This is a genomic window from Methylobacillus arboreus (assembly GCF_020532725.1).
GTDB classification, from domain to species: domain Bacteria; phylum Pseudomonadota; class Gammaproteobacteria; order Burkholderiales; family Methylophilaceae; genus Methylobacillus; species Methylobacillus arboreus.
The window spans coordinates 247,688-270,068 of the sequence record NZ_JAJAVC010000011.1 but is presented as its reverse complement, the minus strand read 5'-3'; the positions used below and the strand labels follow the sequence as shown (position 1 = coordinate 270,068).

Below are 22,381 nucleotides of genomic sequence, written 5' to 3'. Positions count from 1 at the left end.
GTTTCTCATGTAAACATAGAACATTGTACGCCATATGTTTACACTGTCAACTATGTTTTCAATGAAAACATATGGCAGGATGCGTATAATTCAAGAAGACAGTCGGGCAAAGATTATTCAAAACTTTCAAGGAAGCTGTGCAGCATGTCTGAAATGAATGAGATAAAGCGCCCCTATCATCATGGAGACCTGAAGAGAACCATTATTGAAACGGCGCTTCAGATGCTGAGAGAAAGCGAGGGATGGCAATTCACATTACGCGAAATAGCCAGGCGGGCCGAGGTCAGCCATGCCGCACCATACAAGCACTTCCCGGACAAGAGTGCCTTGCTGGCGGAACTGGCATTAATCGGGTTCGACCAACTACGGGCAGACCTGGAAAATTCAATCGCCCCTTTTCCGGACTCGCCCATCAAGCAGCTATCTTCAGCATCGAGGGCTTATATCCAGTTCGGCGAAACAAATCCTTCACATTACAAATTAATGTTTAGCTCAGATGCGGGCGTCAAACCCAACCAGGTGCACTTAAACGAAAGAGCAATGTCAACGTTAGGTGTGTTGCTTGATATTTTGAGGCGCGGGCAAATTGTGGGAGCCTTCAAGAAAAAGCCTGTAGAGGCACAAGCAGCTGCGTGCTGGGCACAAGTGCATGGACTTACCCTACTTTCCATTGATGGGCTGTTACTTAAGGAAAAGGTAGGCGAAAATGCAGCTGAGGCCGCCCTTAGAACGTTGCTGGAAGGGCTACAGCAGTAAATTGGATTTAAGAACTTTCATGTCACGGAATATTATCCAACTCCGGCAGCGAAACTTTTTTACGCTAGCACTCTCAAAGAGTGAGTGCTAGAATCATTTTCATGAGAGAGGTTTCAAACATGACCAACACCATGACATTACCAGCAATATCATCTGACAGCCTTGATCAATACATGCGTATGATCAAGAGCTTCCCCCTGCTCAGCGCAGAAGAAGAATACAAGTTGGCAACCCGCCTCAACAAGGAAAACGACCTTGATGCGGCCAAGACACTGGTCGTCTCACACTTGCGCCTGGTTGCCAGCATCGCCCGCAACTATTCAGGCTATGGCCTGCCGCAGTCGGACCTGATCCAGGAAGGTAATATCGGTCTCATGAAAGCTGTACGCCGCTTTGACCCTGAGCGTGGCGTACGCCTGGTTTCATTCGCGATGCACTGGATCAAAGCCGAGATTCATGAATACATCGTGCGCAACTGGCGTCTGGTCAAGGTTGCCACCACCAAGGCACAACGCAAGCTGTTCTTCAACTTGCGCAGCATGAAGAGTGGACAATCCGCCAGCCTGCAATCAGAGGAAGTGGCCCATATTGCCCGTGAGCTTAACGTCAAGCCCGAGGAAGTGCTGGAGATGGAGTCGCGCATGTCCGGGCATGAGATTTCCCTCGAAGGCAATGCGGATGACGACAACGAGGATGTGTTCAGCCCAATCTCCTATTTACAGGCATCGCATGCCGAACCTTCCGAGATTCTGGCCGAGCAGGAAAGCGAGCAGTTGCAGGCCTCGGGCTTGTCCACAGCACTTGCCAAGCTGGATGACCGCAGCCGCCGCATCGTAGAGGCGCGCTGGCTTCAGGAAGGCAGCGGTGCCACCCTGCATGACTTGGCAGAAGAGTTTGGCGTATCCGCGGAGCGTATCCGTCAGATCGAGCAAAAGGCAATGAAGCAGATGAAAGGCTTTTTACGCCCGGCCTAAAGCTCAAACCCACGCAATAAAAAAGGCTGCAATTGCAGCCTTTTTTATTGAAATAGTGTCTGTCCGCTTAACCGAAAAAGATCACCGATAATGCGCTCAACCAAGACATGGCAATCAAACCAATCGTGATCGTCAGCGGAAAGTTCTCGAAAGTGAAATAAGACTTGATCCCTTCATCTGCCTGATTTGTAGTACCCATTAAAATTCCCCAGCAAGTTATTTGCCGATTTTATTCGGATTAGCCCCAGGCTTCAAGTGGTTAAATGGAATCATGGGGTCATCGTCGTCCATCAGGATGCGCTGCGCAGGGCCTTCAAGGTCGTCGTACTGACCACTCTTGATCGCCCATAGAATCCCTACTGCGGCAAAACCGATAAAAACAAACGTCAGGCCGAGCTGCAACAGTAGGCTTGATAGGTTCATGCCGCCACTTCCTCCGTTATCTCTTCAAAAATCAGGGCGTTGTGCATATGCTGGCGCAGCACCTTGAGGTCTGCCATCTGGCCCTTGATACTTTTCTCAATCGCCTCCAGCTCACCGATGCGGTCTTCGAGGGTGTCGGTTGCCTTATAGATGCGCTTGATGCTTTCAAGCCGCCGCCGCAATTGCAGCTGATGTTCGCGCACCTGCGACTCCATCGGCGCAATCACCGCCTTGAGCCAATTCTCCACATCGTGGTTCGCTACTTCGTATACATGAATCACGCGGCTCGCCAGTGTCTCAAAGAATTTAGACGTCAATGTCATCTTTTCGTTCGTAATCATGTTCAATGCGGTATTGAACTGTTCACGATAGGCGCGCTCGAGCTTGCCTAGCTCCTTCTGATAGCGCAGAGTGGAAAATGCAGGCGGCTCGGCCTTGCGCAAACCATGTTCCAAGGCGAACTTTTCATACATGGCATCCATCATGCGCTTGATCTCGTCAATCTGCGTCTCGGATTTCACCAGACGATCTCGCAGATCGGCAAAAAAGCCATCCATCGCACTGCGTATACTCTTGGTAAAGCTAGCGTTAATCATGGTACTGCGGGTGTTGGTCACCTGCACGCGCAGCGCCTCCATCCCTAAGAGGGTGAACAACTTGTTGGTCTGCTGCGAGAATACGCTACGCAACGCCTGAAAGCGCTGCAAGCCCTTCTCGAAAATTTCCTTGTCCGCCTTGACCTTGTTCATCATGTGCTCAATGACGTCCTCGTTCTTGCCACGCAAGCCGCGCAGTTCTTCCAGCTGCTCGTTGAGGCTGGCAAGACGGGCATCCAGGATCAGGCTGGAATTTTTCACCAGGTCGTTGATCTCGCTCATGGTGTTGTCGCGAACGATTTCGCGCTTGGAAGGAATCAACTCTTCGGAAAGCGCCTTCTCCAGGGCTGGCAAACCGCTACGCGTCAGCAAGGCATCGTCCCCTGCAATCTTGGCCAACAGGCCTTTCTGTGCAGAAATCGGGAAAATCTGGGCCTGCTCAAGACCAAGCAGCTCGGCGCTGGAGTATATTTGCTTGGCAATCTCGCGGCCGATTTCAGCCTCATTGCGCAGCTCATCCCACAGCCCATCGATCTTGTTCAATACCGCCAGCCTGCCCTTTTGCTTCCAGCGCGTTCCGCTGATGTACTGGCGCCAGACATCAATCTCCGACTTGGTCACCCCGGTATCGGCCGCCAGGATAAACAGCACGGCATGCGCATTCGGCAACATGTTGAGGGTGAGCTCCGGCTCGGTACCAATGGCATTGAGCCCGGGCGTATCCAGAATCACCAGGCCCTGCTCCAGCAAGGGGTGCGGAAAATTGATGACCGCATAGCGCCAGCAGGGAATATCCACGGTACCATCGGAATTGATGGCCAGTGCATCATCTGCACTATTGGTATCAAACAGGCCATAACGTTCCGCCTCTTCCACCGTCACACGCTTGGTGCGGCTGACTTCCTTGAATACCTCGACCATGTTGTCGCTATCGGCGACATCAAACGGCAGGATGGTCCACTCATCAGGGTAGCGCTTATATTCTGTCGTGGTGGCATCCGAAGTCCGGGTTTCCACCGGCAGAAGCTGGAGGGAGGTTGGCTTGGAGGGGTCGTACAACAACTCCGTAGGACACATGGTTGTGCGCCCTGCGCTGGATGGCAGCAGACGCTGCCCGTAAGCCGAAAAGAAAATGGCGTTGATCAACTCTGATTTGCCACGGGAAAATTCAGCCACGAATGCAACATTGAGTTTGTCCTCACGCAAGCGTTCCAACAGTTGCTGCAGGCGCAGGTCGATTTGCGCATCATTGAGTTCCTGCTCGTTCAGCCAGTTGCGATAGTCACAGATCGTTTCTACCAAGGCCTTACGCCATTCGGTATATGCCTGGAAATGACGTTCGAGCTTATTGTTAGTCATAGCACCCCCCGATGCTTATTATTCAAGCGCTACTCTAGCATGCTTATGTAAATTATCAAATGAATCAGCCGACTAAGAACGGCTAACAAAACTCAGCGAAACGATCCTCGCTGAAATACGCATCAGAACATCATGCATCACAATAATGACGGTATTTTGAAGCCCGCTTGCACATTCTGCTATCATCGCTTTTTGAGTAAATTCCGGCATTTGGCACATGAGCGGCTTGACTCCAGACTCTCCACGCCCCACAGATATCCGCCTGCACCAGGTTTCGCGCAAGCTGGAAATTGCCTTCGACAATGGCGTCAGCGGTATATTGCCGTGCGAATTCCTACGGGTGCACTCCCCTTCGGCAGAGGTACAAGGGCATGGCAACCCGGTGTTGCAAACGGGCAAGCGGGACGTGAATATCACCGCCATCGAGCCTGTCGGCCACTACGCCGTGAAACTGAGCTTCAGCGATGGTCACAATACCGGTCTTTACTCGTGGGATTATTTATATGAATTGCTACAGCAACAGGACACCCTGTGGCAAAAATACCTGGACCGCCTCGCCGAAGCGGGCGCGAGCCGGGATGCTGACAATTAGGACAAGACAAACATCATGAGCGACGACACTAAAACACACTTCGGCTTCCAGACCGTGGACGAGAGCGAGAAAGCGCGCAAGGTAGGCGAAGTGTTCCACTCGGTGGCCCGCAAGTACGACCTCATGAACGATGTCATGTCCGCCGGCCTGCACCGCGCCTGGAAGCGCTTCACCGTGGAAGTCAGCGGCGTGAGGCCGGGCGACCGTGTGCTGGACGTCGCCGGCGGCAGCGGCGACCTTTCGCGCCTGTTCTCGAACAAGGTCGGCCCGACAGGCCAGGTGGTCCTCACCGACATCAATGCCTCCATGCTTGCCGTCGGGCGCGACCGCCTGATCGATGATGGCAAGGCTGTGCCTGCCCTGCAATGCGATGCCGAGAAACTGCCGTTTCCCGACCAATATTTCGATTGTGTCATCGTCGCCTTCGGCCTGCGCAACATGACGCACAAGGACAAGGCGCTAGCCGAGATGCAGCGCGTGCTCAAACCCGGCGGCCGCCTTCTGGTGCTGGAGTTCTCCCAGGTATGGAAGCCGCTGGCTCCGCTCTATGATGCCTACTCCTTCAAGCTGCTCCCCATCATGGGCAAGCTGTTTGCCAATGATGCAGACAGCTATCGCTACCTGGCCGAATCAATCCGCATGCACCCGGATCAGGAAACCCTGAAGCAGATGATGCTGGATGCGGGCTTAAGCAAGGTGGACTACTACAATCTGGCTGCAGGCGTTGTCGCCCTGCACAAAGGCTGGAAAACCTGATCAGAACTTGCCCAACCCGCCGGAATTGAAGTCATCATGCTAAAGCCGCTCCTCCCCCGACTGCTAAACCACCTTCTCGCCCAGAACAGCTGGGCAGCCCCCCTGCTGCAACCTTTTGGCGGTAAGCATGCCCGCCTGATCCTGCCTCCCTTTAGCGCCACGATTACAGTGCTTGAGGATGGCGGGCTGGCGCTTGCCGGCGAAACAGCCAGCGCAGATGCCACCATTACGGTCCCTCCATCCGTGGCATTGCGGCTTCTCGCTGGTGACGAGGCAGCAGGCGCTGCGGCTTCTGTCACGGGCGATACCGAGTTCGCCAGCGCATTGGCAAAGGTACTGCAAGGCATCTCCTGGGAATATGAGGAAGACCTGAGCCGGATGGTGGGCGATGCGCCTGCGCATGAGATTGCCAGGTTCGGCCGCGCCGCAGTCAATGAAGCCAGGCGTAAAACCTTGAGCGTGGCGGGCATGTTTGCGGAATACTGGCAGGAAGAGCAGCCGCTGATCGCGAAAAAGCGCCATGTCGAGCAATTCGTGCGCGACGTCGATACGCTGCGCGAGGATGCAGAGAGGCTGCAAAAACGTATCGAAAAGCTGAAAACCCGCCTGCAGGCGGATCACTGAGAAAGAATCCTGAATGCATTGGTTGCGCCTGCTGAAAATCATCTTTGTCACCCTGCGCTTCGGCCTGGATGAATTCGTCCTCGGTCACACCCGCCTGCGGCCCCTACAACGGCCGGTGCAACTCATCCTGTTCTGGCGCAACACCTCTCGGCCACGCGGCGAGCGGCTACGGCTGGCGCTGGAGTCGCTGGGGCCTATCTTCGTCAAGTTCGGCCAGATGCTGTCTACACGACGCGACCTCATTCCACTCGACCTTGCCGACGAACTCGCCAAGCTGCAAGACCGGGTGCCCGCGTTTCCCTATGAAGATGTCGAAACCATCCTGATCAAAGCCTATGGCAAACCTGTAATTGAAGTATTCGAGAGTTTCGATGTTGAGCCGGTGGCAAGCGCCTCGGTCGCCCAGGTGCATTTTGCGCAACTGCCTGGGGGAACGCCTGTCGCAGTGAAGATCCTGCGTCCAGGCATAGCCACCGTGATCGAGAAAGACCTCAAGCTGCTTGACGGCGCGGCATGGCTACTGCAAACACTTTCTTCGGACGGCAAGCGCCTCAAGCCGCGCGAAGTGGTCGCCGAATTCGCACGCCATATCCACAGCGAGCTGGACCTCATGCTCGAAGCCGCCAACTGCAGCCTGCTTGGCCGCAACTTTGCCGATAAAACACTATTGCTGGTGCCTGAAGTCCATTGGGACTGGTGCCATGAGCAAGTAATGGTGATGGAGCGCATGAACGGCACGCCCATTAGCCAAGTCGCCTATCTGCGAGAAATCGGCGTCGACATCCCCAAGCTTGCGCGCGACGGCGTGGAGATATTTTTCACCCAGGTTTTCCGCGACGGTTTCTTTCATGCCGACATGCATCCGGGCAATGTGCAGGTGGCCGATGACGGCCGATATGTAGCATTGGATTTCGGCATCATGGGCACGCTCAACGAAGAGGATAAGCAATACCTCGCGCGCAACTTCCTAGCCTTCTTCCGCCGCGACTACAGAGAGGTGGCGCGCGCGCACATCGAATCCGGCTGGGCGCCCAAGGACACGCCGGTAGACGAATTCGAGACCGCGATCCGCGCCGTATGCGAACCGATCTTCGACAAGCCTCTCAAGGAAATCTCGTTCGGCAAGGTATTGCTGCGCCTGTTCCAGACCTCGCGCCGCTTCGGCGTGGAAATCCAGCCCCAGCTCGCCATGCTGCAGAAAACCCTGCTCAATGTCGAAGGGCTAGGCCGCGACCTCGACCCCAACCTTGACCTATGGAAGACCGCGCGCCCCTATTTGGAGCGCTGGATGTCGGAACAGGTCGGCTGGCGCAGTGCGCTGGACAACCTGAAAGCTGAGCTACCTTACTGGGGCAAGATATTGCCGCAGATGCCGCGCCTGATCCACCAGCAGCTTGAGCGCGGCCTGCAACTCCCGCCCACCAATGCCGAACTGCAGCTAATGCTCAACGAGCACCAGCGCCAGACGCGCTGGCTGCGCCTGATTTCCGTGGCATTGATCTTGCTGGTGCTATTGCAAAGCGCCGCAATATTGTTCTGGTGGCTAAGTCGAAACTGATACGCCATCAAAACATTCCGCCAAACCCATTGATTTTCAGCGATTAAAACCTGTTGCATGGATAAGTTTTTGCTAAAATCTGCCTGCCTTTGAACAGGCAAGACATTTTTTCATCTTCATTCACAGTAAAGGGCCGGTTTAGTGCTGATCTGGTTTGTCATTCTCTACGTCATGGTGTCCATCAGCATCGGCCTGTTTGCCGCCACCAGGGTCAAGACAACAAAGGATTATGCCGTGGCCGGCCGCCACCTGCCCTTGCCTGTGGTCATGGCAACCGTTTTTGCCACCTGGTTCGGTGCAGAGGCAGTATTCGGCGTCTCCGCCACTTTCGTCAAGGACGGCCTCAACGGCATTGTCGCCGACCCATTTGGCTCCAGCATGTGCCTGGTCATCGCAGGGTTCTTTTTTGCCACCCAGCTCTACAAGCTCAACATCATCACCCTGGGTGATTTCTACCGCATGCGCTACAACCGCACTGTGGAAGTCCTCACCACCATCGCCATCGTCATTTCCTACCTGGGTTGGGTTGCCGCGCAGATCAAGGCGCTGGGACTGATTTTCCACATCATTACGGATGGTGCTGTGAGCGAGGAAATCGGCATGATCCTGGGCACCGCCATTGTGCTCACCTACACCACGCTGGGCGGCATGCTCTCGGTGGCAATCCTTGATTTCGTGCAGATGAGCGTGATTATCGGCGGCATGCTTTATATCGGCTATATGGTGTCCGACATGACAGGCGGCGTGGCGCCGGTGATAGAACATGCGCGCCTTGCCGGCAAGCTCGACTTCTTCCCCCCGGCCGACCCCTGGCTCTGGCTCACTTTCATCGGCGCCTGGATGACCATGATGCTGGGCTCCATCCCGCAGCAGGATGTATTTCAGCGTATCACCTCGGCCAAGAGCGCGAAAGTGGCAATTTGGGGTTCCGTGCTGGGCGCCTCGATTTATTTCTGCTTCACCTTCGTGCCGATGTTCATTGCCTATTCGGCCACCATCATCGATCCGGCCTTCTTTAACAACCTGATCGACCAGGATTCACAGCGCGTACTGCCTACTCTTGTGTTGCAACATATGCCGGTTGCGGCCCAGGTGATCTTCTTCGGTGCGGTATTATCCGCCATCATGAGCTGCTCTTCCGCCACCCTGCTCGCGCCATCGGTCTCCTTTGCAGAAAACATCGTGCGCGCTTACTTCCCGCACCTGGATGACAGGGGCTTCCTCAAGGTCATGCGCATCTGCCTGGTCGGCTTTGCCGGCTGCGTGCTGTTGTACGCCCTCAATACCGAGCTATCCATCTTCCGCATGGTTGAATCCGCCTATAAGATCACCCTGGCTGGCGCGTTCGTCCCCTTGTTCTTCGGCGTATTCTGGAAGCGTGCCACCAACCAGGGCGCGCTTGCCGCCATTATCGGCGGCATCGGCGCCTGGGTGCTGGTTGAGGTGTTGGTCGGGGAGGAAGGACTGATCCCGCCACAATTGATAGGGCTGGGCGTCAGCATCATCGGCATGGTGGCAGGCTCGCTATTGCCGCAGAAGATTGCGCACAACCGCCACGATCAGCCCAGCTACCTGCACCGCCATGCAGCGCATGGCCATGTGCCGCATAAATAAAAATCAGGCCGCTTGTGACTTCCGCCACTGGCGGATATATGGCCAGTAGGCTGCAGGGATCAATGCCAGGGCCAGCGACAGGTATAGCCAGCGCACCGAGTAGGCAGTGACAAAACTGGCCGCCGGCTTCTGCTTTTGCACAAAGGCGTAAAACTCCGGCCTGTCGTCGCCATGCACATACTGGCCGCCGATCTCCTCTGCAAGCTCCTTCAAGTATCCCTCCTCTAGCTTGGAGAGATAGCGGTCATAATCCGCAGAGGCCACCACCGGGTCAGGATCGTCGCGGCTGGTATCGTTGTAGGTCACGCCCACCGCCCCCGCGGAATTCTCCTTGGCATCCGACGACCAGTAACCTACCCACTGGTTGCTCGAGTTGTAGCGCGGAATAGGCACATCCTCGCTGCCGCCCACGCCCACAAAAACCATATGCTCGCCGATCTGGACATCGTCGAGGTTGAGCTTATTGATGGCGTTCACCTTGGGCGCTTCGTCGCCATCGGTGAAAAACAGCAGGCGTGCCGGCGCATTCAATGAGTCAAAGGCTTTCGCAGCCCCTTTGACGCCGAAACTGATGCGGCTGTTGCCGCGCCAGGACATGCGCCACTCAAGATGCGCGATCGCATCGACGATCACATCGTAATTGGCGCAGACCTCGAGCGGCATGAACAACAACGCGACGTCCTCGGCCGAGAACACGCCCAGGCTGAAATAGGTACCGCAAGCGGAACTCTCGACCAGACGGCGCATAAGGTGGCGCGTATACTCCATACGGCTCACCTGTTTGCCGTTGAGGCTCACGTCCTCCGCATTCATGCTTTGCGAGACATCCGCGATCAGCAGGGTGTTGTGCACCTGTTGCTTGAGCTGGATTTGCGGCTTGAAGACGGCAAGCAACAGCAGCAATACTACCGCGAGATACAGCCAGGCTTCATAACGATCCTTGACCCAGCGCCAGGCATGGCGCCATCGAACCACCCGCCTCATGGCAGGCCTACCGGTATATTGCTGAGCTCCATGCCTTCCTGTTCCTTTTTCAGCCCGTCGATCCCATTCGGTTGCACCAGCAGCATGAGGCTGAGGTTGAACTTGGCCTGGCGGAATCCCGGATCGAGCCGCAAGGCCTGTTCATAGGCAATACGGGCCTGCGACAAATCGTACTTTGCCTCGTCCTTGAGGCTGCCGTCGTCGTTCAGGCGTCGCATCAGCCCGGATTGCAGGAGGTTATTGCCGATGTTGTACTGCACCAGCGCTTGCTGCGGCTGGGCCAGGCCGGTTTCCAGCAATTGGCTGTAGCTTTGCACCGCGTGCTTATGGTCGCCCGATTCGCCCAGCTTGTATGCCGCCATGAATTTCTGTTCAAACATGTAGGCATCGCTACGCACCAACTCCCCGGCCTTGATCTGCCGGTTGACATCATGTCGCTGCAACAGCGCGCTGCCTTCATAGATGCTGCCAGCCAGGCCGGCCACTGCCAGCAGGCCAAACAGCAGGTTGAGGCCTTTTATGCGGATTCCCATGGTTGTACCCTGAAATTTTTAATGACAAGCATGCCCATGCTCAACACCAGGGCCGCCACGATCAAGTCGCGCGCATAATCGTGCCCCGGCACGGTAATGGCATACTGGATAATGTTCTTCTCGCGGCTGTCGATATCCTGGATCGCAGTCTGCAAGGCCACAGGATTGTCAGCCTCATACGCCTTGTAGGTAATCTTGAGCGACTTGAAGAAACGGTCGAGCTGGATCGCTGCGGGGCCGCGGTCTTCCTCGAACACGCGGTCGCCGAAAATGCTCACGTCGTCCGGCTCGCGCAGCACGATCCAGTAGAGCTTGATATCCTTTTCCTTGAGCTCCTCACTGATCCTCGCCTTGACCCGGGGGCTCAGTTTGCCCGCGCCGTCCGACAACAGGATGATGGCGCGTGAGCCGGAGCTCTGGATATTGTCGAACAGGCTGGCCGCCTGGGTAATACCCGCGCCGATGTTGGTCTGGTTGATGCCGGAACTGGTAGCGGCGTTGATCGCGGCATGGATGGCGTCGCGGTTGGAGGTGATCTTGACGCCATACAATGCGGAATTGGTAAAGGCGACCACGCCCATCATGTCATCTGGCCGCGAATCGATGAACTGGGAAATCAAGCGCCGGGCGGCACCGGACTTGATTTCCCCGGCGCGCCCGCTGGTGGCGTCGCCGGCAAAAGGATGATCCATGCTCACGCTGCGGTCTATCACCATCACGGTTTGCGCGCCCTTGCCCACGCGGTTGACCACCTTGTCGCTGCCTTGCGGGGCGGCCAGCGCCAGGACGATGCAGGCAATGATGAGCGCGGTGACGATCTTGAGCGAACGTACAATGTTGTCCGAGAAGGGATCGTCCGGCACCATTTCCAGCCAGGAATAACGCTGCCCCTGCAAGCTCTTGAGCCAGAATGGCAGGAGCGCCAGTGGCAACAGCAGCAATGCCCATGGATTTAGGAAGCTCATGCGATTTTCCGCTCGCAGTCGCGCAGGCGGCGGCAAAGCTGCTGCAAGTCCTTGATCAGAGCGGCGCTATCCGCATTTCCATGCGCAAACAGCAGCGCTTCGGAACGCTGGAAGAAACCGTCTATTTCCCCAGCCAGGGACTGATATTGCGGATGCTGCGCAAGAAACTCCCCCAGCTGTCGGCGGAACAATGCACGCCCGTACACCCGGTTGAAGGCTTGGTGCAAATATCCCAGCGCCTGGGCATTGCTCCCCGCTTGCGGCGGTAATCTGCGCAATTTGCGGTAGGCCTGGGCAAAGCTGCCGCCCATCCAGGGCAGCCAGCGCCGGTCGGCATTGATATAGACCAGCCCGCCCAAGCCAAGCAGCAGCACAGCCAACGTAAGCCCCAAGGGCTCCATGCCGGTATCCAGCAGCGCAGGCTTGCGTTGCGGTTGCGCATTGCTGCGTGCCGTATGGATATTCCCCGCCACCAGCGGCGAATACCAGAAATGCCAGGCAGGAATGCTCACCTCGACCGGTGTGTTGCCGCCAGCCAGGTTGAGCGTTGCCGCCGGCAGCCGCATCACGCGCGGTTTGTCCGATGCCGCGAATACCTGGTAGCTCAGCTTGACCTGGTACCGATGGCCGTCGCCTGCCTTTTCGCTTTGCAACGACACATCCATTACCTCGATGCCATCCACCCGCTCCCCCTTGAGCGGCAGGGCCGATGCGGGTAATTCGTATGGTGATTTGGCCTCGATCACCAGCTTGCGTTCCAGTACATCGCCTATTGCTATGCCTGTGCTCACACGCGGGTTTTCAAGTGCTACCAGGGTCGCTTCCGCCGCATTGGCTGCGGTTGCGCTCAACAGGCATATGCAGAATAAAATCGTCGCTTTTTTCATGCTGTCATAGTTTTTCAAAATAATGCGTCATCGACTCAGCCTCGAATGTCCCGCTGACAAAATGCGGCGGGCTTTCAAATGCCAGGAGCAGGTCTTCGAGCGCGGCCTTGCGCTGCTCGAATGCAGTAATGAACTTGGCGCGGATGGACTCGCGGAAAAAGATGGTGCGGTCACGCCCGGTTTCCGGGTCCAGCATCGTGCCCAGCCCGAAGCGCGGCAGACGGCGGTATTCCTCTTCCTCCCAAAGCACGACAGGCACGACCTGGTGCCGGGAAAGCATGTTCATGGTCTGGATGATGGTGTCGAACGGCAAATGGAAATCCGATATCCAGAACACCAATCCCCTGTTCTGGCTCAATAAAGGCGCCACTTCGAGGATGCCTGCCGAACTGCGGCCCAAGGTTTCTATCCCGGCAAAGGCATCGATACGCTCCAATGCCTCGTGCACCTGGTAGCTGAGCGGCAGCACATAGTCGTCCAGCACATGCCGGTCGTAACCTATGAGCCCGAATACGTCGTTTTCCACCGAAACCGAATAGGCCACCGACGCGGCCACTTCCTGTACCAGCTCGATCTTGCGGCGCGCGCCCTTGTATTGCATGGAGCTGGAGAGGTCGCATACGGCATAGATTGGCGTAATCGAGTCATGGTTGAACAGACGCACCTGCACCTGCTCATAGGGATCGCGCAGGCTCTGGCGCAGGTCCATACGGCGCAGGTCGGGGTAGTCGATCAGTGAGGTATTGCCCTTGTACTCGAACCCCAGCCCGCGCTGCACGCCAAGGTGGTCTCCTGCATGCACGCTGGAGGACTTCCACGGAATCTGGTAAGAGAACGGCTTGATATAAGACGGCAGCATGGTTTAAAGCATGCTCCTAAGCCGGCACGGCCACCGTTTGCAGGATTTTTGCCGTCAGCTCGCGTGCAAGCACGGTGCGGCGGCTCTCGTACATCGAGTTGAACACCAGGCGGTGGGCGATTACCTCATGGAATACCGCATGAATATCCTCCGGGTAGAGGTAGTCGCGCTCCATGAGCCAGGCATGCACGCGCGCAGCCTTGAGCAGCATGCCCATGCCGCGCGGGCTTGCACCGGCCTGGATCAGGCGCTGCATGTCCACGCCTTCGAGCGTAATGCCGAAATCCTGCGGCTTTTGCGTGGCATCCCAGAGGTCAATGACGTAATCCTCCAGGGCTGGGGAGGATTGCACATGGTTCTGCACGACATCAGAAAAATCATTGAGCATATTGAACGGCAGCAAACCCGACTCCACGCGGCGCGCCAGTTGCTCCGCATGCTGGAAGCGCGTGTCGAACACCAGTGATTTACGCAGGGTCTTGTCTTCCGGCACATGGATCGGGATTTCCATCATGAAGCGGTCGCGTGCAGCAGCAGGAATCTCAAAGGTTTCGTTCTTCTCCACCTGGTTGCGGTCAGCAAACACTATCATGTGCGGCAAGCGGTATTCGCGCTTGAAGGCATGCAGATGACGCTCCGCCATCACGCGCAACATCAGGGCATGCACTTGCGGACGGGCGCGGTTGATTTCATTGAAAAAGAATACGGAAAGATTTTCCCCAGCACGCAGCAAAGGCCCCTCGTCTATCTGCGGGCGGCCTTCAGGCCCAAGGAATGTGTGGTAGACCAGGTCATTGGGCATCAGGTCCACCGTCCCCTCTATCCGCTCATAAGCGCCGCCGATGCCGCGCGCCACCGATTGCAGCAACGTGGTCTTGCCGACGCCGACTCCGCCTTCCAGCATGACATGCCCGCGTGCGAAGATCGCAATATTGATCAAGCGTATGGCCGCATCCTGGCCTACAATCACGCTCTTGACCTCTTCTTCGAGCTTCAAGGCGCGCATTCTCCAGTCCGCTAACTGGCCATCCGTTGCTGTACTTGCCATATCCATCCTCAACCCGCGTCAATAAATATACAGATCTGTATATTCTGAGGATTAAATTAACTTTTGGCAATGTTTTTTAGAAAAATTCCCAGGTCGCGTGATCAAAAAATTTCAGCGTTTCCGCCCAGGAAATACCGCTAATCAACTGAAGTAAAAAGGCATATAGCCGACCAAAACACTATTTAAACGCCAAGCTGCAAGCTGAAGTGATACCCAATAAAAAAGGCTCTTTCGAGCCTTTTTTATTCATGCAGGATTGATCCAGGTTATTTGCGTTTGCGCCTTGCAGCGACTCCTAGCAATCCCAATCCTGCCAATAGCATTGCAAGGTTTGCCGGTTCAGGTACTGCTGAGACAGTCACAACAAAATCGTTATAGTCAGAGCCACCGTAAATCCAATCTTCATAGGCCAATGCATAAGTGCCGCTCGCACTCAACCAGACTTGCAAATCTCCTGCATCTCCCCCTGGAGCCAGTTGGTCAGCATTGATACTGGAATTAAACAGGATCCGGCTAGCGACGCTTTCCAACGTCACGGTCAACGTGGCGCCAGGAACATCCGCACCACTGAAGATCACCGAAGAATATCCATAAGGGTCAGGCGTAAAGGTTGCATCCAACCAGAATTCCTGGGTTGCTGCATGTGCAGTGTGCTCAGCCACAAACGTGAAAGTCAGCTGCTGGCCGACCTGGTTCCAGCTGCCACCGATAAAATCTGCGTAATCTATTTGGGTCCAGCTAGTCGCCTCTACTCCCTGCAAAATATCAGCCAATGTCGGCTCTGCCGCTTGAGCCGAAGGCGCTGCAATCCCCGCTACTACAAGAAGAGGTACCAATTTCGCGACCATTGCTCTCATGATGACTCCCTTTTGATGAATGGATTTCCATCATAAGCAATAAAGATATATCCAAATATAGTCCAAACAGACTAATTTACTTGAAAGTTTAAAATTAATTATATCAATATTATTTCTGGCAAGAAGCGCAGTAAAAGGTGGAGCGCTGGCCCAGGCGCAATGTTTCAACCGGTTTCTTGCATACCCGGCAAGGTTCGCCGGTACGGGCATAGACAAAATAGGTTTGTTGGAAATAGCCAGGGTTGCCATCTGCGCCAAAGAAATCGCGCAAACTGCTGCCCCCTGCCTGCAGGGCATCCTGCAAAGTAGCCTTGATTTCCTGCACCAAACGCTCGCATTGCACTAGGCTAAGTGCACGTGCAGGTGTCTGCGGATGAATGCCGGCACGGAACAAGGACTCGCTGGCGTAGATATTGCCCACGCCCACCACCAGGTGGCTATCCATGATCACGGTCTTGATCGGAGATGATCGAGTGCGTATGGCGCGGCGGAGAAATTCACCATTGAAAGACTCATCAAGCGGCTCGGGGCCCAGCACACTGAGCAGGCTATGCGCCTCCGGGTGTTCACCTGCCCACAAAACCGCGCCAAAGCGGCGCGGATCACGCAAGCGCATCACACGGCCATCGGCAAAATGCAGGTCGAAGTGGTCATGCTTTTCGGGTGGCGTATCTCGCTCCAGCAGGCATAGACGCCCTGACATGCCCAGGTGCAGGATCAGGCAGCCGCTCTCAAAGCGGGCAATGATGTATTTCCCGCGGCGCTTGAGTTCAAGCAATTTGATATTTTGCAAGGTTTGCGGCAGATGGGATGGAATCGGCCAGCGCATGGATGGCTGGCGTATCACCACCCGGGTTACTGTCGCGCCCCGCAACGGTTCCAGCCCGCGGCGCGTTACCTCAACTTCTGGTAATTCTGGCATCAGTCACAGCCGGGCAACATGGCTACTTGCCCACCCCTGCTGGCGGGTTGAGCAAGCTAAAGCCTACATCTGCCGGGAAGATATAACGCATACCTTCGTCCGGCCGGCCCAGGATGAGCTGAGGGGACTCCTGCAGCTTGTCAAAATGTACTTGCTTGCCGTCCTTGAGCTTGACTGAAAATGAAGGATAACTGGCATTGCGTTCCGGCGTGTACGGCTCCACTGAACTCGCGCGCACCTTCTCCCAAAAACTATCGAACCATTCATTGATTTCTTCCTGCTGCGGCTTGGCATTAGGGACTGACACCTGCCATTTGCCCTGCTCATTCAGGATGAGCTGCAAACGTACCTCTTCCCACTGTTCCAAACGGGAAAAGTCAAAACCCGCAATCTGTTCTCCGGGCTTCAACGGGCTCTTGTCCAGCATTTCCAGTATCTGGGTTGAGGCGGTTTCGGAATACAGCCTGGACAACAGGAATACTGAATCCTTGTACGCCACATACTGCTCAGAAGTCACCGGGTTGTAGATGCCAAAGGTGAACTCTTCATCATTGAGCTTGATCTTCAAGCGTGGATTATCCAGGCCGAAGCGCGCCGGGTCGTCAGCAGGGAATTTCTCGTGGCTGCTGGCAGCCACAATGGAGACGATACGTTGCATCGTGACTTGGTCGGCCCTGGCGGCATAAGGCTGCGCCAGGTACCAGTAACCGTCTTTTTTCTCAAACACCACTGGCGCCTTGGCGGGAAACTCTATACTGAGCTTGTCGAAATCCGCCAGCTTGAGGGTGGACACCTCATATTCCGGCACTGCCTCCTGCTCATCCGCAGGTTTAAGGTAAAGGAATGCCACAATCCCTGCCACCAGTATCAGCAGCAGCAGGTTAACCAGCCATCTCGCCTTCATGCCTTGCGACGCCTCCACCAGATCACCACGCCAATCACGATCAGGCCAAGCGGCAGGATGCGGCTGAAGCCGATAAACACCAACTGGGCCAACAGGTTGGACAAGCCCTCGGATGGAATAACGACATTAATATCCTTGCGTGGCTTGGGCTGGATGGTGATGAGCTTGTCATCGCCCGCCAGCCAGTTGATGATATTCAGGCCAAGATCAAGGTTGCCGCCATTGGAGAGGAAGGTGTTCGCAAGGAAATTACCATTACCCACCACCACAACACGCTGGCCTTTTTCATCATATTTACGTTCCAGCGCCACGGCAATATTGATTGGGCCGGGCAAGTCCTTCTTGCTGTCGAAACTGACGTTATCATCCACCTTGCCAGTCTCTAGCCAGCCATTCGGCGCAACCTCGACCAGGTTGGAAACCCGCCAGCCGTTTTCGTAGGAATCCTCGGCATGCACCATGCGTGCCTCGGGGAACAGGGTACGCAGCATGAAGTTCTGGGTAATGGCATGCACGCCATACTGGTTGGCAAAGGCCACCTTGGAATCCGCACCATAGCGCGTTGCTGAGAGATCAACCACCATGCCAGGGGTCAGTTGCAGACCCAGGTATTCGGCAATCGGCTGCAAGCCACGCAGGTTGACCTCGTCATCGATCAGCCACAGCAGGTTGCCGCCCTTTTCCAGGTATTGCTTGATCTTCTGGACCTCAACCTCGGTCACCTCCACTTGCGGGCTTGCAATCACCAGCATGGAGCCATTGCTCGGCACCTCCTGCGCAAGCAGCAAATCAGGATTGGAAAGCTTAAAGCCTTTCTTCTCCAAATGCCGCCCAAAATCGCCCAAGTCGTGGTTCTTGACCCCCATCAGGCTGCGCTCGCCATGGCCGTCGAGGAACATGATGGCATTCTGGTTGGTACGCGACAGGCGCACCAGCAGGTTGGTCATCTCCTGCTCGGCAAACGCCTGCGGCGGCACAATATGCTCGGTACGCTGGTTATATTCCACCACCAGCTCGATCTCGGCCTTCACCCCGGCGTCCTGGGTCGCCTTCGGCTCCTCGGTCGGGCTGATGAAGCTCAAGTGGATATCCGGCTTGACGCGCTGATAGCGCTCGACAAACTTGTTGATGTACTTGCGAGTTTCGTTATCCTTCACCACATAGGCCGTGATATTGATCGGCCCTTCCATCTGCTTCAGGACATTGACACTGCCCTCGGTCAGCGTATTGCGGCCGCCTTGCGTCACGTCACGGCTGACATGGTATTGATAGGTCAGGAAGCCAAGCAGGAATACCAGCACCAGGAACAGCAGCACAAAGAAGCTGTTCTGCACGAACAATTGAAAGCGTAGTTTGCGATTGGTTTTCATAGAGTCTCTCGATCAGCCACGCAAGCGATCTGCATCCAGCCGACGGATAGTCAGGGTCAGAAAGGTAATGATGAACAACAGGAAATAAGCAATATCGCGCGTATCCAGAAGACCTCGCGAGAGCGGCTCGAAGTGGCGCATCAGGGACAGGGTAGCCACCGTGTTGCTTGGATCTCCCGCGAGAAAATACTCAATCAACTGCAGGGCAAGCAATGCCACAAAGGTGATGATGGCGGCCACCACCGGCTGTTGCGTGGTGCTCGAAACATACGTCCCCAAGGCACAGTAGCTCGCGAGCAGCAGGAAAAGGCCTAGCAGATTGGAAAGCGCATAACCGAAGTCGATATCGGCCCACAAATTGAGCGAGAATACCATGACACCGATCAGCAACACGCTGACGCCAAGGAAAACCAGCAGGCCGAGAAACTTGCCGAGCACGATTTCAGTCAGCGACAATGGCGCGCTGAACAGGAAAGGCAGGGTCTGCTGGCGACGTTCTTCACTAATCAGGCGCATCGAGAGCAAAGGCACGGCAAACAGCATGATGAAAGGCGCAATGCCGAATACGCTGCCACCGACAAACTCGGTCACACCGATGCGCTGATCCGGCCTGATGGAGCCGGACATGGTCAGGAAGTATTGATCTACCCCCATCAGGAAAAACGTGGCAAAGACAAACTGCAACAGGGCAAGGATCACCCAGCCCATGGGCGAGGAAAACAGCCCTTTCAGTTCTTTTCTGGCTATATTGACGATCATGAGGGAATCACCTTCAAACGCATGCTGTCCGCGATCAGGCGGCAACTGCTTCCTGGAATGTTAGCTGGACGAAAACCTCTTCAAGCGAGGTCTGGTCAGGATTGATCTGGAACAGGCCCCAGTTCTGGCTTACCGCCGCCTGCACCAAGGCTTCTGACGGTGTTGCACCAGGCGTGTGGTGGATGCGCAGCAAGTTATCCCCCAGCGCTTCCACGCTTTCAACGCCAGGAATACTCAACAAGGCGTCATGCGCAGGAGGCTGCCTGAGCCCCAGCAACAAACGGTTACCATGGCGCTGCTGCTTCAGCACATCAATGCCGCCATTGAATACCAACGAGCCCTTATGGATGATCTGTACGCGATCACACACCATCTCCACCTCTGGCAGGATATGGGTGGAAAGAATGACGCTATGCTCGCCACCCAGCTCCTTGATCAGCGCCCGGATATCCCGGATCTGGATCGGGTCAAGGCCAACTGTCGGCTCGTCCAGAATGACAACCATGGGGTTATGGATAATGGCCTGGGCAATGCCCACACGCTGTTGGTAGCCTTTTGACAGGTTCTCAATCAGGCGTTTGCCCATCTCGGTCAGGCCACAGCGTTGCTTGGCAACGTCGACAGCTTTCTTGATGTGCTGGCGGCTGACCCGATGCAAACGCGCGGCGATGGTGAGGAACTCGTCCACAGTCAATTCGCGGTACAAAGGCGGCTGCTCGGGCAGGTAGCCGATCAATGCCTTGGCATCCTTGGGCCTTTCCATCATATCGATGCCGCAAATCTTCACCGAACCGTTGCTGGGTGCCAGGTTGCCTGTCAGCATCTTCATAGTGGTGGATTTTCCAGCGCCATTGGGGCCGAGGAAACCTAACACTTCGCCCTTGTTCAGGGTAAAACTGACATCATTGACCGCTGCACGACCACCATACTTGCGGGTTAACTCTGATGCCTCTACGGTAATAGTCGTCATAAGTTGAACTGGATTATCCGGTTTTAAGGGGTGCTACGTTAAAAAAACACCACTCACCTGTCAAGTTTGTAACATCCCCACACCACTGCGAAGGGAACAAAATTCGACGCTGATTCTATTGAAATATCGCGCTCAAACCAGCTATAGTCGAACTGAAAACATCAATGGAAAGCATACAGGTATGTAAACCTCCTGCAATCCATTTTTTAGCATCGCGCATTATGGGTGAACTTGCAAACGCTGTCACTGACTAAGAAACAGGAACAGACCCTAAGGTGCAAAATGATGCAAAACTTGCATTTGCCCCATTGAAAACGGGCGCGGCAGGCCTCAATATGCCATTTATCAACCTGAATGAGATTTCCTTGAAAATGCCTATCAGCAAAAAAATCGCAATCGCAGTTGCCTGCGCAGCACTGTCAGTGGGCATGGGAAACGCCGCCACCGCAGCGACCAAGGGTGAAACAAGTCCGCCTCAACCTGCACTCACCGGCGAATTTGTCTATAAATACCTGATTGGAGAAATTGCAGGGCAGCGCGGCCAGTTTGACCTCGCAAGCGCCCTGTTCCTTGACCTGGCCAAGCTTAACCAGGATTCCCGCCTTGCCGAGCGCGCCGCTAAAACCGCCGTCCTGGGCAATGATGGCCGCACCGCGATTGATGCGGCAAATCTCTGGTCGCAGCTTGACCCAGGCTCTACCGAGGCACACCAGGCATTGACCCAGATGTTGATCAACACAGGGCAATTCAATGCAGCCAAGCCCCATCTCAAGCACCTGCTCGCCAATGAAGAAGGCCGTGCCAGCGGCTTCATGTTCCTGAACAACCTGCTCTCGCGCCAGCAAGACAAGGGCGCGGTACTGAGCCTGGTGCAAGAGCTTGCGCGCGACTATCCCGAGCTTCCCGAGGCGCATTTTGCGATTGCCCATGCAGCCTGGAATGCCGGCAACACCGAGCTTTCCCTCGCGGAACTCAACCAGGCCAACAAGCTACGCCCGGGCTGGGAAATGGCAGCGCTGATGCAAGGGCAGGTGCTGCTTGGAAAATCGCCCGAGGAAGCAGTGAGTTTCTATCGCAGCTTCCTGGCCCAGCACAACAGCGCCAATGAAGTCAGGCTTGCCCTGGCGCGCATCCTGGCTGGACAAAAGAAGTTCGATGAAGCCAAGAACGAGTTCATCAAACTGATTGAAGCCTCCAACGGCAATCCGGAAATCCTCGTCGTCGTCGGCCTGCTATCTTTACAGGCCAATGAGCTGCCAGATGCCGAGAAATACTTCAAGGAGGCGCTGGGCAAGGGATTCAAGGATAAAGACCAGGTTTATATCTACCTGGGCCAGATCGCGGAGAAAAAGCAGAACGACAATGAAGCCCTGCAATGGTATAGCAAGGTATCCCCAGGCGAAGTCCGCTATGTGGATGCCCAGCTCGGTGTAGCCAATGTGATATCACGCCGAGAAGGCATTGACGCTGCCATCCAGTCCCTGGAAAAGCTGCCTGACCTGACAGACGCACAGCGCGCCGCGGTCGTTCACGCGCAAGCCAACGTGCTGACCCAGGCCAGACGCCACGAGGAAGCATACTCCCGCCTGGAAAACGCGATCAACACACTGCCGAATTCACCTGAACTGGTTTACGATTTCGCCATGGCCGCAGAACGGGTCAACAAACTGGATGTCATGGAGCGCGAGTTACGCAAGCTGATCAAGATACAGCCCGAGTTCTCCCAGGCCTACAATGCCCTTGGCTATTCCCTGGCCGACCGTGACATCCGCCTGGACGAAGCCAAGACTCTCATCGAGAAGGCCCATGAGTTGAGCCCCGATGACCATTATATTCTCGACAGCCTGGGCTGGGTGCATTACCGCCTGGGCAACCTGGACCAGGCGCTTGACTACCTGAGCCGCGCATACTCCCAGCAGCCAGACCCGGAAATTGCTGCCCACCTGGGCGAAGTGCTCTGGAAACAAGGCAAGCGGGATGAAGCCGTCAAAACCTGGGAAGCAGCGCTTTCCGCCTTTCCTGAAAATGAAGTCCTGATCAGCACCAACAGGAAGTTCAACCGTTAAGATGC

23 protein-coding genes are annotated in these 22,381 nt (G+C 55.5%); 8 read left to right on the top strand and 15 right to left on the bottom strand.

Going from position 1 to position 22,381, the window contains the following annotated elements; all coding sequences use genetic code 11:
* The first annotated feature begins 144 nt into the window (after nucleotides 1-144).
* Both LG198_RS12330 and rpoH read left to right on the top strand, forming a co-directional pair.
* Nucleotides 145-756 (top strand): TetR/AcrR family transcriptional regulator, encoded by a 612-nt coding sequence (locus LG198_RS12330; RefSeq protein WP_230343482.1) that lies wholly within the window; start codon nucleotides 145-147, stop codon nucleotides 754-756.
* 119 nt (nucleotides 757-875) lie between these two features.
* Nucleotides 876-1,730, top strand: coding sequence for an RNA polymerase sigma factor RpoH (gene rpoH, locus LG198_RS12325; protein ID WP_230343481.1), 855 nt, complete (start codon nucleotides 876-878; stop codon nucleotides 1,728-1,730).
* A 67-nt stretch (nucleotides 1,731-1,797) separates the two neighbouring features.
* Here rpoH and LG198_RS14345 read toward each other — a convergent pair whose 3' ends face one another.
* Genes LG198_RS14345 through LG198_RS12315 form a run of 3 tightly spaced genes read right to left on the bottom strand, consistent with a single transcriptional unit; the run spans nucleotide 1,798 to nucleotide 4,108 of the window.
* The gene (locus tag LG198_RS14345; protein WP_268866865.1) at nucleotides 1,798-1,929 is read right to left on the bottom strand and encodes a hypothetical protein; all 132 of its coding nucleotides are present in this window, start codon (nucleotides 1,927-1,929) and stop codon (nucleotides 1,798-1,800) included.
* A 17-nt stretch (nucleotides 1,930-1,946) separates the two neighbouring features.
* On the bottom strand, nucleotides 1,947-2,153 hold the full coding sequence (gene ccoS / locus LG198_RS12320; RefSeq protein WP_230343480.1) for a cbb3-type cytochrome oxidase assembly protein CcoS: 207 nt from the start codon (nucleotides 2,151-2,153) through the stop codon (nucleotides 1,947-1,949).
* A complete protein-coding gene (locus LG198_RS12315; RefSeq protein ID WP_230343479.1) occupies nucleotides 2,150-4,108 on the bottom strand; it encodes a dynamin family protein in 1,959 nt (652 codons plus the stop codon). Before LG198_RS12315 ends, ccoS begins: the two co-directional genes overlap by 4 nt.
* 217 nt (nucleotides 4,109-4,325) lie before the next feature.
* On the opposite strand from LG198_RS12315, the gene LG198_RS12310 reads away from it, so the two are divergent.
* The 5 genes from LG198_RS12310 (at nucleotide 4,326) to LG198_RS12290 (ending at nucleotide 9,252) form a co-directional block, all read left to right on the top strand.
* Nucleotides 4,326-4,700 carry a gamma-butyrobetaine hydroxylase-like domain-containing protein gene (locus tag LG198_RS12310; RefSeq protein WP_230343478.1) on the top strand — a complete coding sequence of 125 codons (375 nt, stop codon included), beginning with the start codon at nucleotides 4,326-4,328 and terminating at the stop codon, nucleotides 4,698-4,700.
* A 15-nt stretch (nucleotides 4,701-4,715) separates the two neighbouring features.
* Entirely contained in the window at nucleotides 4,716-5,456 is a 741-nt protein-coding gene (gene ubiE / locus LG198_RS12305) for a bifunctional demethylmenaquinone methyltransferase/2-methoxy-6-polyprenyl-1,4-benzoquinol methylase UbiE (RefSeq protein ID WP_230343477.1), read from the top strand.
* A gap of 36 nt (nucleotides 5,457-5,492) precedes the next feature.
* On the top strand, nucleotides 5,493-6,080 hold the full coding sequence (locus LG198_RS12300; protein ID WP_230343476.1) for a ubiquinone biosynthesis accessory factor UbiJ: 588 nt from the start codon (nucleotides 5,493-5,495) through the stop codon (nucleotides 6,078-6,080).
* Between the two features lie 13 nt (nucleotides 6,081-6,093).
* The gene (gene ubiB, locus LG198_RS12295; RefSeq protein ID WP_230343475.1) at nucleotides 6,094-7,638 is read left to right on the top strand and encodes a ubiquinone biosynthesis regulatory protein kinase UbiB; all 1,545 of its coding nucleotides are present in this window, start codon (nucleotides 6,094-6,096) and stop codon (nucleotides 7,636-7,638) included.
* Nucleotides 7,639-7,779: 141 nt separating this feature from the next.
* Nucleotides 7,780-9,252 carry a sodium:solute symporter family protein gene (locus tag LG198_RS12290; protein ID WP_230343474.1) on the top strand — a complete coding sequence of 491 codons (1,473 nt, stop codon included), beginning with the start codon at nucleotides 7,780-7,782 and terminating at the stop codon, nucleotides 9,250-9,252.
* Nucleotides 9,253-9,255: 3 nt separating this feature from the next.
* Here LG198_RS12290 and LG198_RS12285 read toward each other — a convergent pair whose 3' ends face one another.
* The 12 genes from LG198_RS12285 to LG198_RS12230 all read right to left on the bottom strand — a co-directional run bounded on the left by LG198_RS12285 (nucleotide 9,256) and on the right by LG198_RS12230 (nucleotide 20,310).
* Nucleotides 9,256-10,236, bottom strand: coding sequence for a vWA domain-containing protein (locus LG198_RS12285; RefSeq protein ID WP_230343473.1), 981 nt, complete (start codon nucleotides 10,234-10,236; stop codon nucleotides 9,256-9,258).
* Nucleotides 10,233-10,769 (bottom strand): hypothetical protein, encoded by a 537-nt coding sequence (locus LG198_RS12280; protein ID WP_230343472.1) that lies wholly within the window; start codon nucleotides 10,767-10,769, stop codon nucleotides 10,233-10,235. Before LG198_RS12280 ends, LG198_RS12285 begins: the two co-directional genes overlap by 4 nt.
* Nucleotides 10,754-11,734, bottom strand: a complete 981-nt coding sequence (locus tag LG198_RS12275) for a vWA domain-containing protein (RefSeq protein WP_230343471.1) — start codon at nucleotides 11,732-11,734, stop codon at nucleotides 10,754-10,756. The genes LG198_RS12280 and LG198_RS12275 overlap by 16 nt, the downstream gene beginning before the upstream one ends.
* Nucleotides 11,731-12,585, bottom strand: a complete 855-nt coding sequence (locus tag LG198_RS12270; protein WP_230343470.1) for a nonribosomal peptide synthetase MxaA — start codon at nucleotides 12,583-12,585, stop codon at nucleotides 11,731-11,733. Before LG198_RS12270 ends, LG198_RS12275 begins: the two co-directional genes overlap by 4 nt.
* A gap of 40 nt (nucleotides 12,586-12,625) precedes the next feature.
* Nucleotides 12,626-13,480 carry a DUF58 domain-containing protein gene (locus LG198_RS12265; RefSeq protein ID WP_230343469.1) on the bottom strand — a complete coding sequence of 285 codons (855 nt, stop codon included), beginning with the start codon at nucleotides 13,478-13,480 and terminating at the stop codon, nucleotides 12,626-12,628.
* A gap of 16 nt (nucleotides 13,481-13,496) precedes the next feature.
* Nucleotides 13,497-14,528: an AAA family ATPase gene (locus LG198_RS12260; RefSeq protein ID WP_407659196.1), complete on the bottom strand. Its 1,032-nt coding sequence runs from the start codon at nucleotides 14,526-14,528 to the stop codon at nucleotides 13,497-13,499.
* 266 nt (nucleotides 14,529-14,794) lie between these two features.
* Complete coding sequence (locus LG198_RS12255; protein ID WP_230343467.1) at nucleotides 14,795-15,385, bottom strand: PEP-CTERM sorting domain-containing protein; 591 nt, start codon at nucleotides 15,383-15,385, stop codon at nucleotides 14,795-14,797.
* Nucleotides 15,386-15,494: 109 nt separating this feature from the next.
* A complete protein-coding gene (mutM, locus tag LG198_RS12250) occupies nucleotides 15,495-16,307 on the bottom strand; it encodes a bifunctional DNA-formamidopyrimidine glycosylase/DNA-(apurinic or apyrimidinic site) lyase (protein ID WP_230343466.1) in 813 nt (270 codons plus the stop codon).
* Between the two features lie 22 nt (nucleotides 16,308-16,329).
* Entirely contained in the window at nucleotides 16,330-17,211 is an 882-nt protein-coding gene (locus tag LG198_RS12245; protein WP_230343465.1) for a DUF4340 domain-containing protein, read from the bottom strand.
* Entirely contained in the window at nucleotides 17,208-18,581 is a 1,374-nt protein-coding gene (locus LG198_RS12240) for a GldG family protein (protein ID WP_230343464.1), read from the bottom strand. Before LG198_RS12240 ends, LG198_RS12245 begins: the two co-directional genes overlap by 4 nt.
* Before the next feature lie 12 nt (nucleotides 18,582-18,593).
* Nucleotides 18,594-19,340: an ABC transporter permease subunit gene (locus tag LG198_RS12235; protein ID WP_230343463.1), complete on the bottom strand. Its 747-nt coding sequence runs from the start codon at nucleotides 19,338-19,340 to the stop codon at nucleotides 18,594-18,596.
* A 34-nt stretch (nucleotides 19,341-19,374) separates the two neighbouring features.
* A complete protein-coding gene (locus LG198_RS12230; RefSeq protein WP_230343462.1) occupies nucleotides 19,375-20,310 on the bottom strand; it encodes an ABC transporter ATP-binding protein in 936 nt (311 codons plus the stop codon).
* Nucleotides 20,311-20,585: 275 nt separating this feature from the next.
* Here LG198_RS12230 and LG198_RS12225 point away from each other — a divergent pair, with 275 nt between their 5' ends.
* The gene (locus tag LG198_RS12225; RefSeq protein WP_328485566.1) at nucleotides 20,586-22,376 is read left to right on the top strand and encodes a tetratricopeptide repeat protein; all 1,791 of its coding nucleotides are present in this window, start codon (nucleotides 20,586-20,588) and stop codon (nucleotides 22,374-22,376) included.
* The last annotated feature ends 5 nt before the right edge of the window (nucleotides 22,377-22,381 follow it).

Coding starts and splice junctions, on each gene's coding strand:
- LG198_RS12330 (WP_230343482.1), top strand. CDS start 145: ATGTCTGAAATGAATGAGATAAAGCGCCCCTATCATCATGGAGACCTG.
- rpoH (WP_230343481.1), top strand. CDS start 876: ATGACCAACACCATGACATTACCAGCAATATCATCTGACAGCCTTGAT.
- LG198_RS14345 (WP_268866865.1), bottom strand. CDS start 1,929: ATGGGTACTACAAATCAGGCAGATGAAGGGATCAAGTCTTATTTCACT.
- ccoS (WP_230343480.1), bottom strand. CDS start 2,153: ATGAACCTATCAAGCCTACTGTTGCAGCTCGGCCTGACGTTTGTTTTT.
- LG198_RS12315 (WP_230343479.1), bottom strand. CDS start 4,108: ATGACTAACAATAAGCTCGAACGTCATTTCCAGGCATATACCGAATGG.
- LG198_RS12310 (WP_230343478.1), top strand. CDS start 4,326: ATGAGCGGCTTGACTCCAGACTCTCCACGCCCCACAGATATCCGCCTG.
- ubiE (WP_230343477.1), top strand. CDS start 4,716: ATGAGCGACGACACTAAAACACACTTCGGCTTCCAGACCGTGGACGAG.
- LG198_RS12300 (WP_230343476.1), top strand. CDS start 5,493: ATGCTAAAGCCGCTCCTCCCCCGACTGCTAAACCACCTTCTCGCCCAG.
- ubiB (WP_230343475.1), top strand. CDS start 6,094: ATGCATTGGTTGCGCCTGCTGAAAATCATCTTTGTCACCCTGCGCTTC.
- LG198_RS12285 (WP_230343473.1), bottom strand. CDS start 10,236: ATGAGGCGGGTGGTTCGATGGCGCCATGCCTGGCGCTGGGTCAAGGAT.
- LG198_RS12280 (WP_230343472.1), bottom strand. CDS start 10,769: ATGGGAATCCGCATAAAAGGCCTCAACCTGCTGTTTGGCCTGCTGGCA.
- LG198_RS12275 (WP_230343471.1), bottom strand. CDS start 11,734: ATGAGCTTCCTAAATCCATGGGCATTGCTGCTGTTGCCACTGGCGCTC.
- LG198_RS12265 (WP_230343469.1), bottom strand. CDS start 13,480: ATGCTGCCGTCTTATATCAAGCCGTTCTCTTACCAGATTCCGTGGAAG.
- LG198_RS12260 (WP_407659196.1), bottom strand. CDS start 14,528: ATGGCAAGTACAGCAACGGATGGCCAGTTAGCGGACTGGAGAATGCGC.
- LG198_RS12255 (WP_230343467.1), bottom strand. CDS start 15,385: ATGAGAGCAATGGTCGCGAAATTGGTACCTCTTCTTGTAGTAGCGGGG.
- mutM (WP_230343466.1), bottom strand. CDS start 16,307: ATGCCAGAATTACCAGAAGTTGAGGTAACGCGCCGCGGGCTGGAACCG.
- LG198_RS12245 (WP_230343465.1), bottom strand. CDS start 17,211: ATGAAGGCGAGATGGCTGGTTAACCTGCTGCTGCTGATACTGGTGGCA.
- LG198_RS12240 (WP_230343464.1), bottom strand. CDS start 18,581: ATGAAAACCAATCGCAAACTACGCTTTCAATTGTTCGTGCAGAACAGC.
- LG198_RS12235 (WP_230343463.1), bottom strand. CDS start 19,340: ATGATCGTCAATATAGCCAGAAAAGAACTGAAAGGGCTGTTTTCCTCG.
- LG198_RS12230 (WP_230343462.1), bottom strand. CDS start 20,310: ATGACGACTATTACCGTAGAGGCATCAGAGTTAACCCGCAAGTATGGT.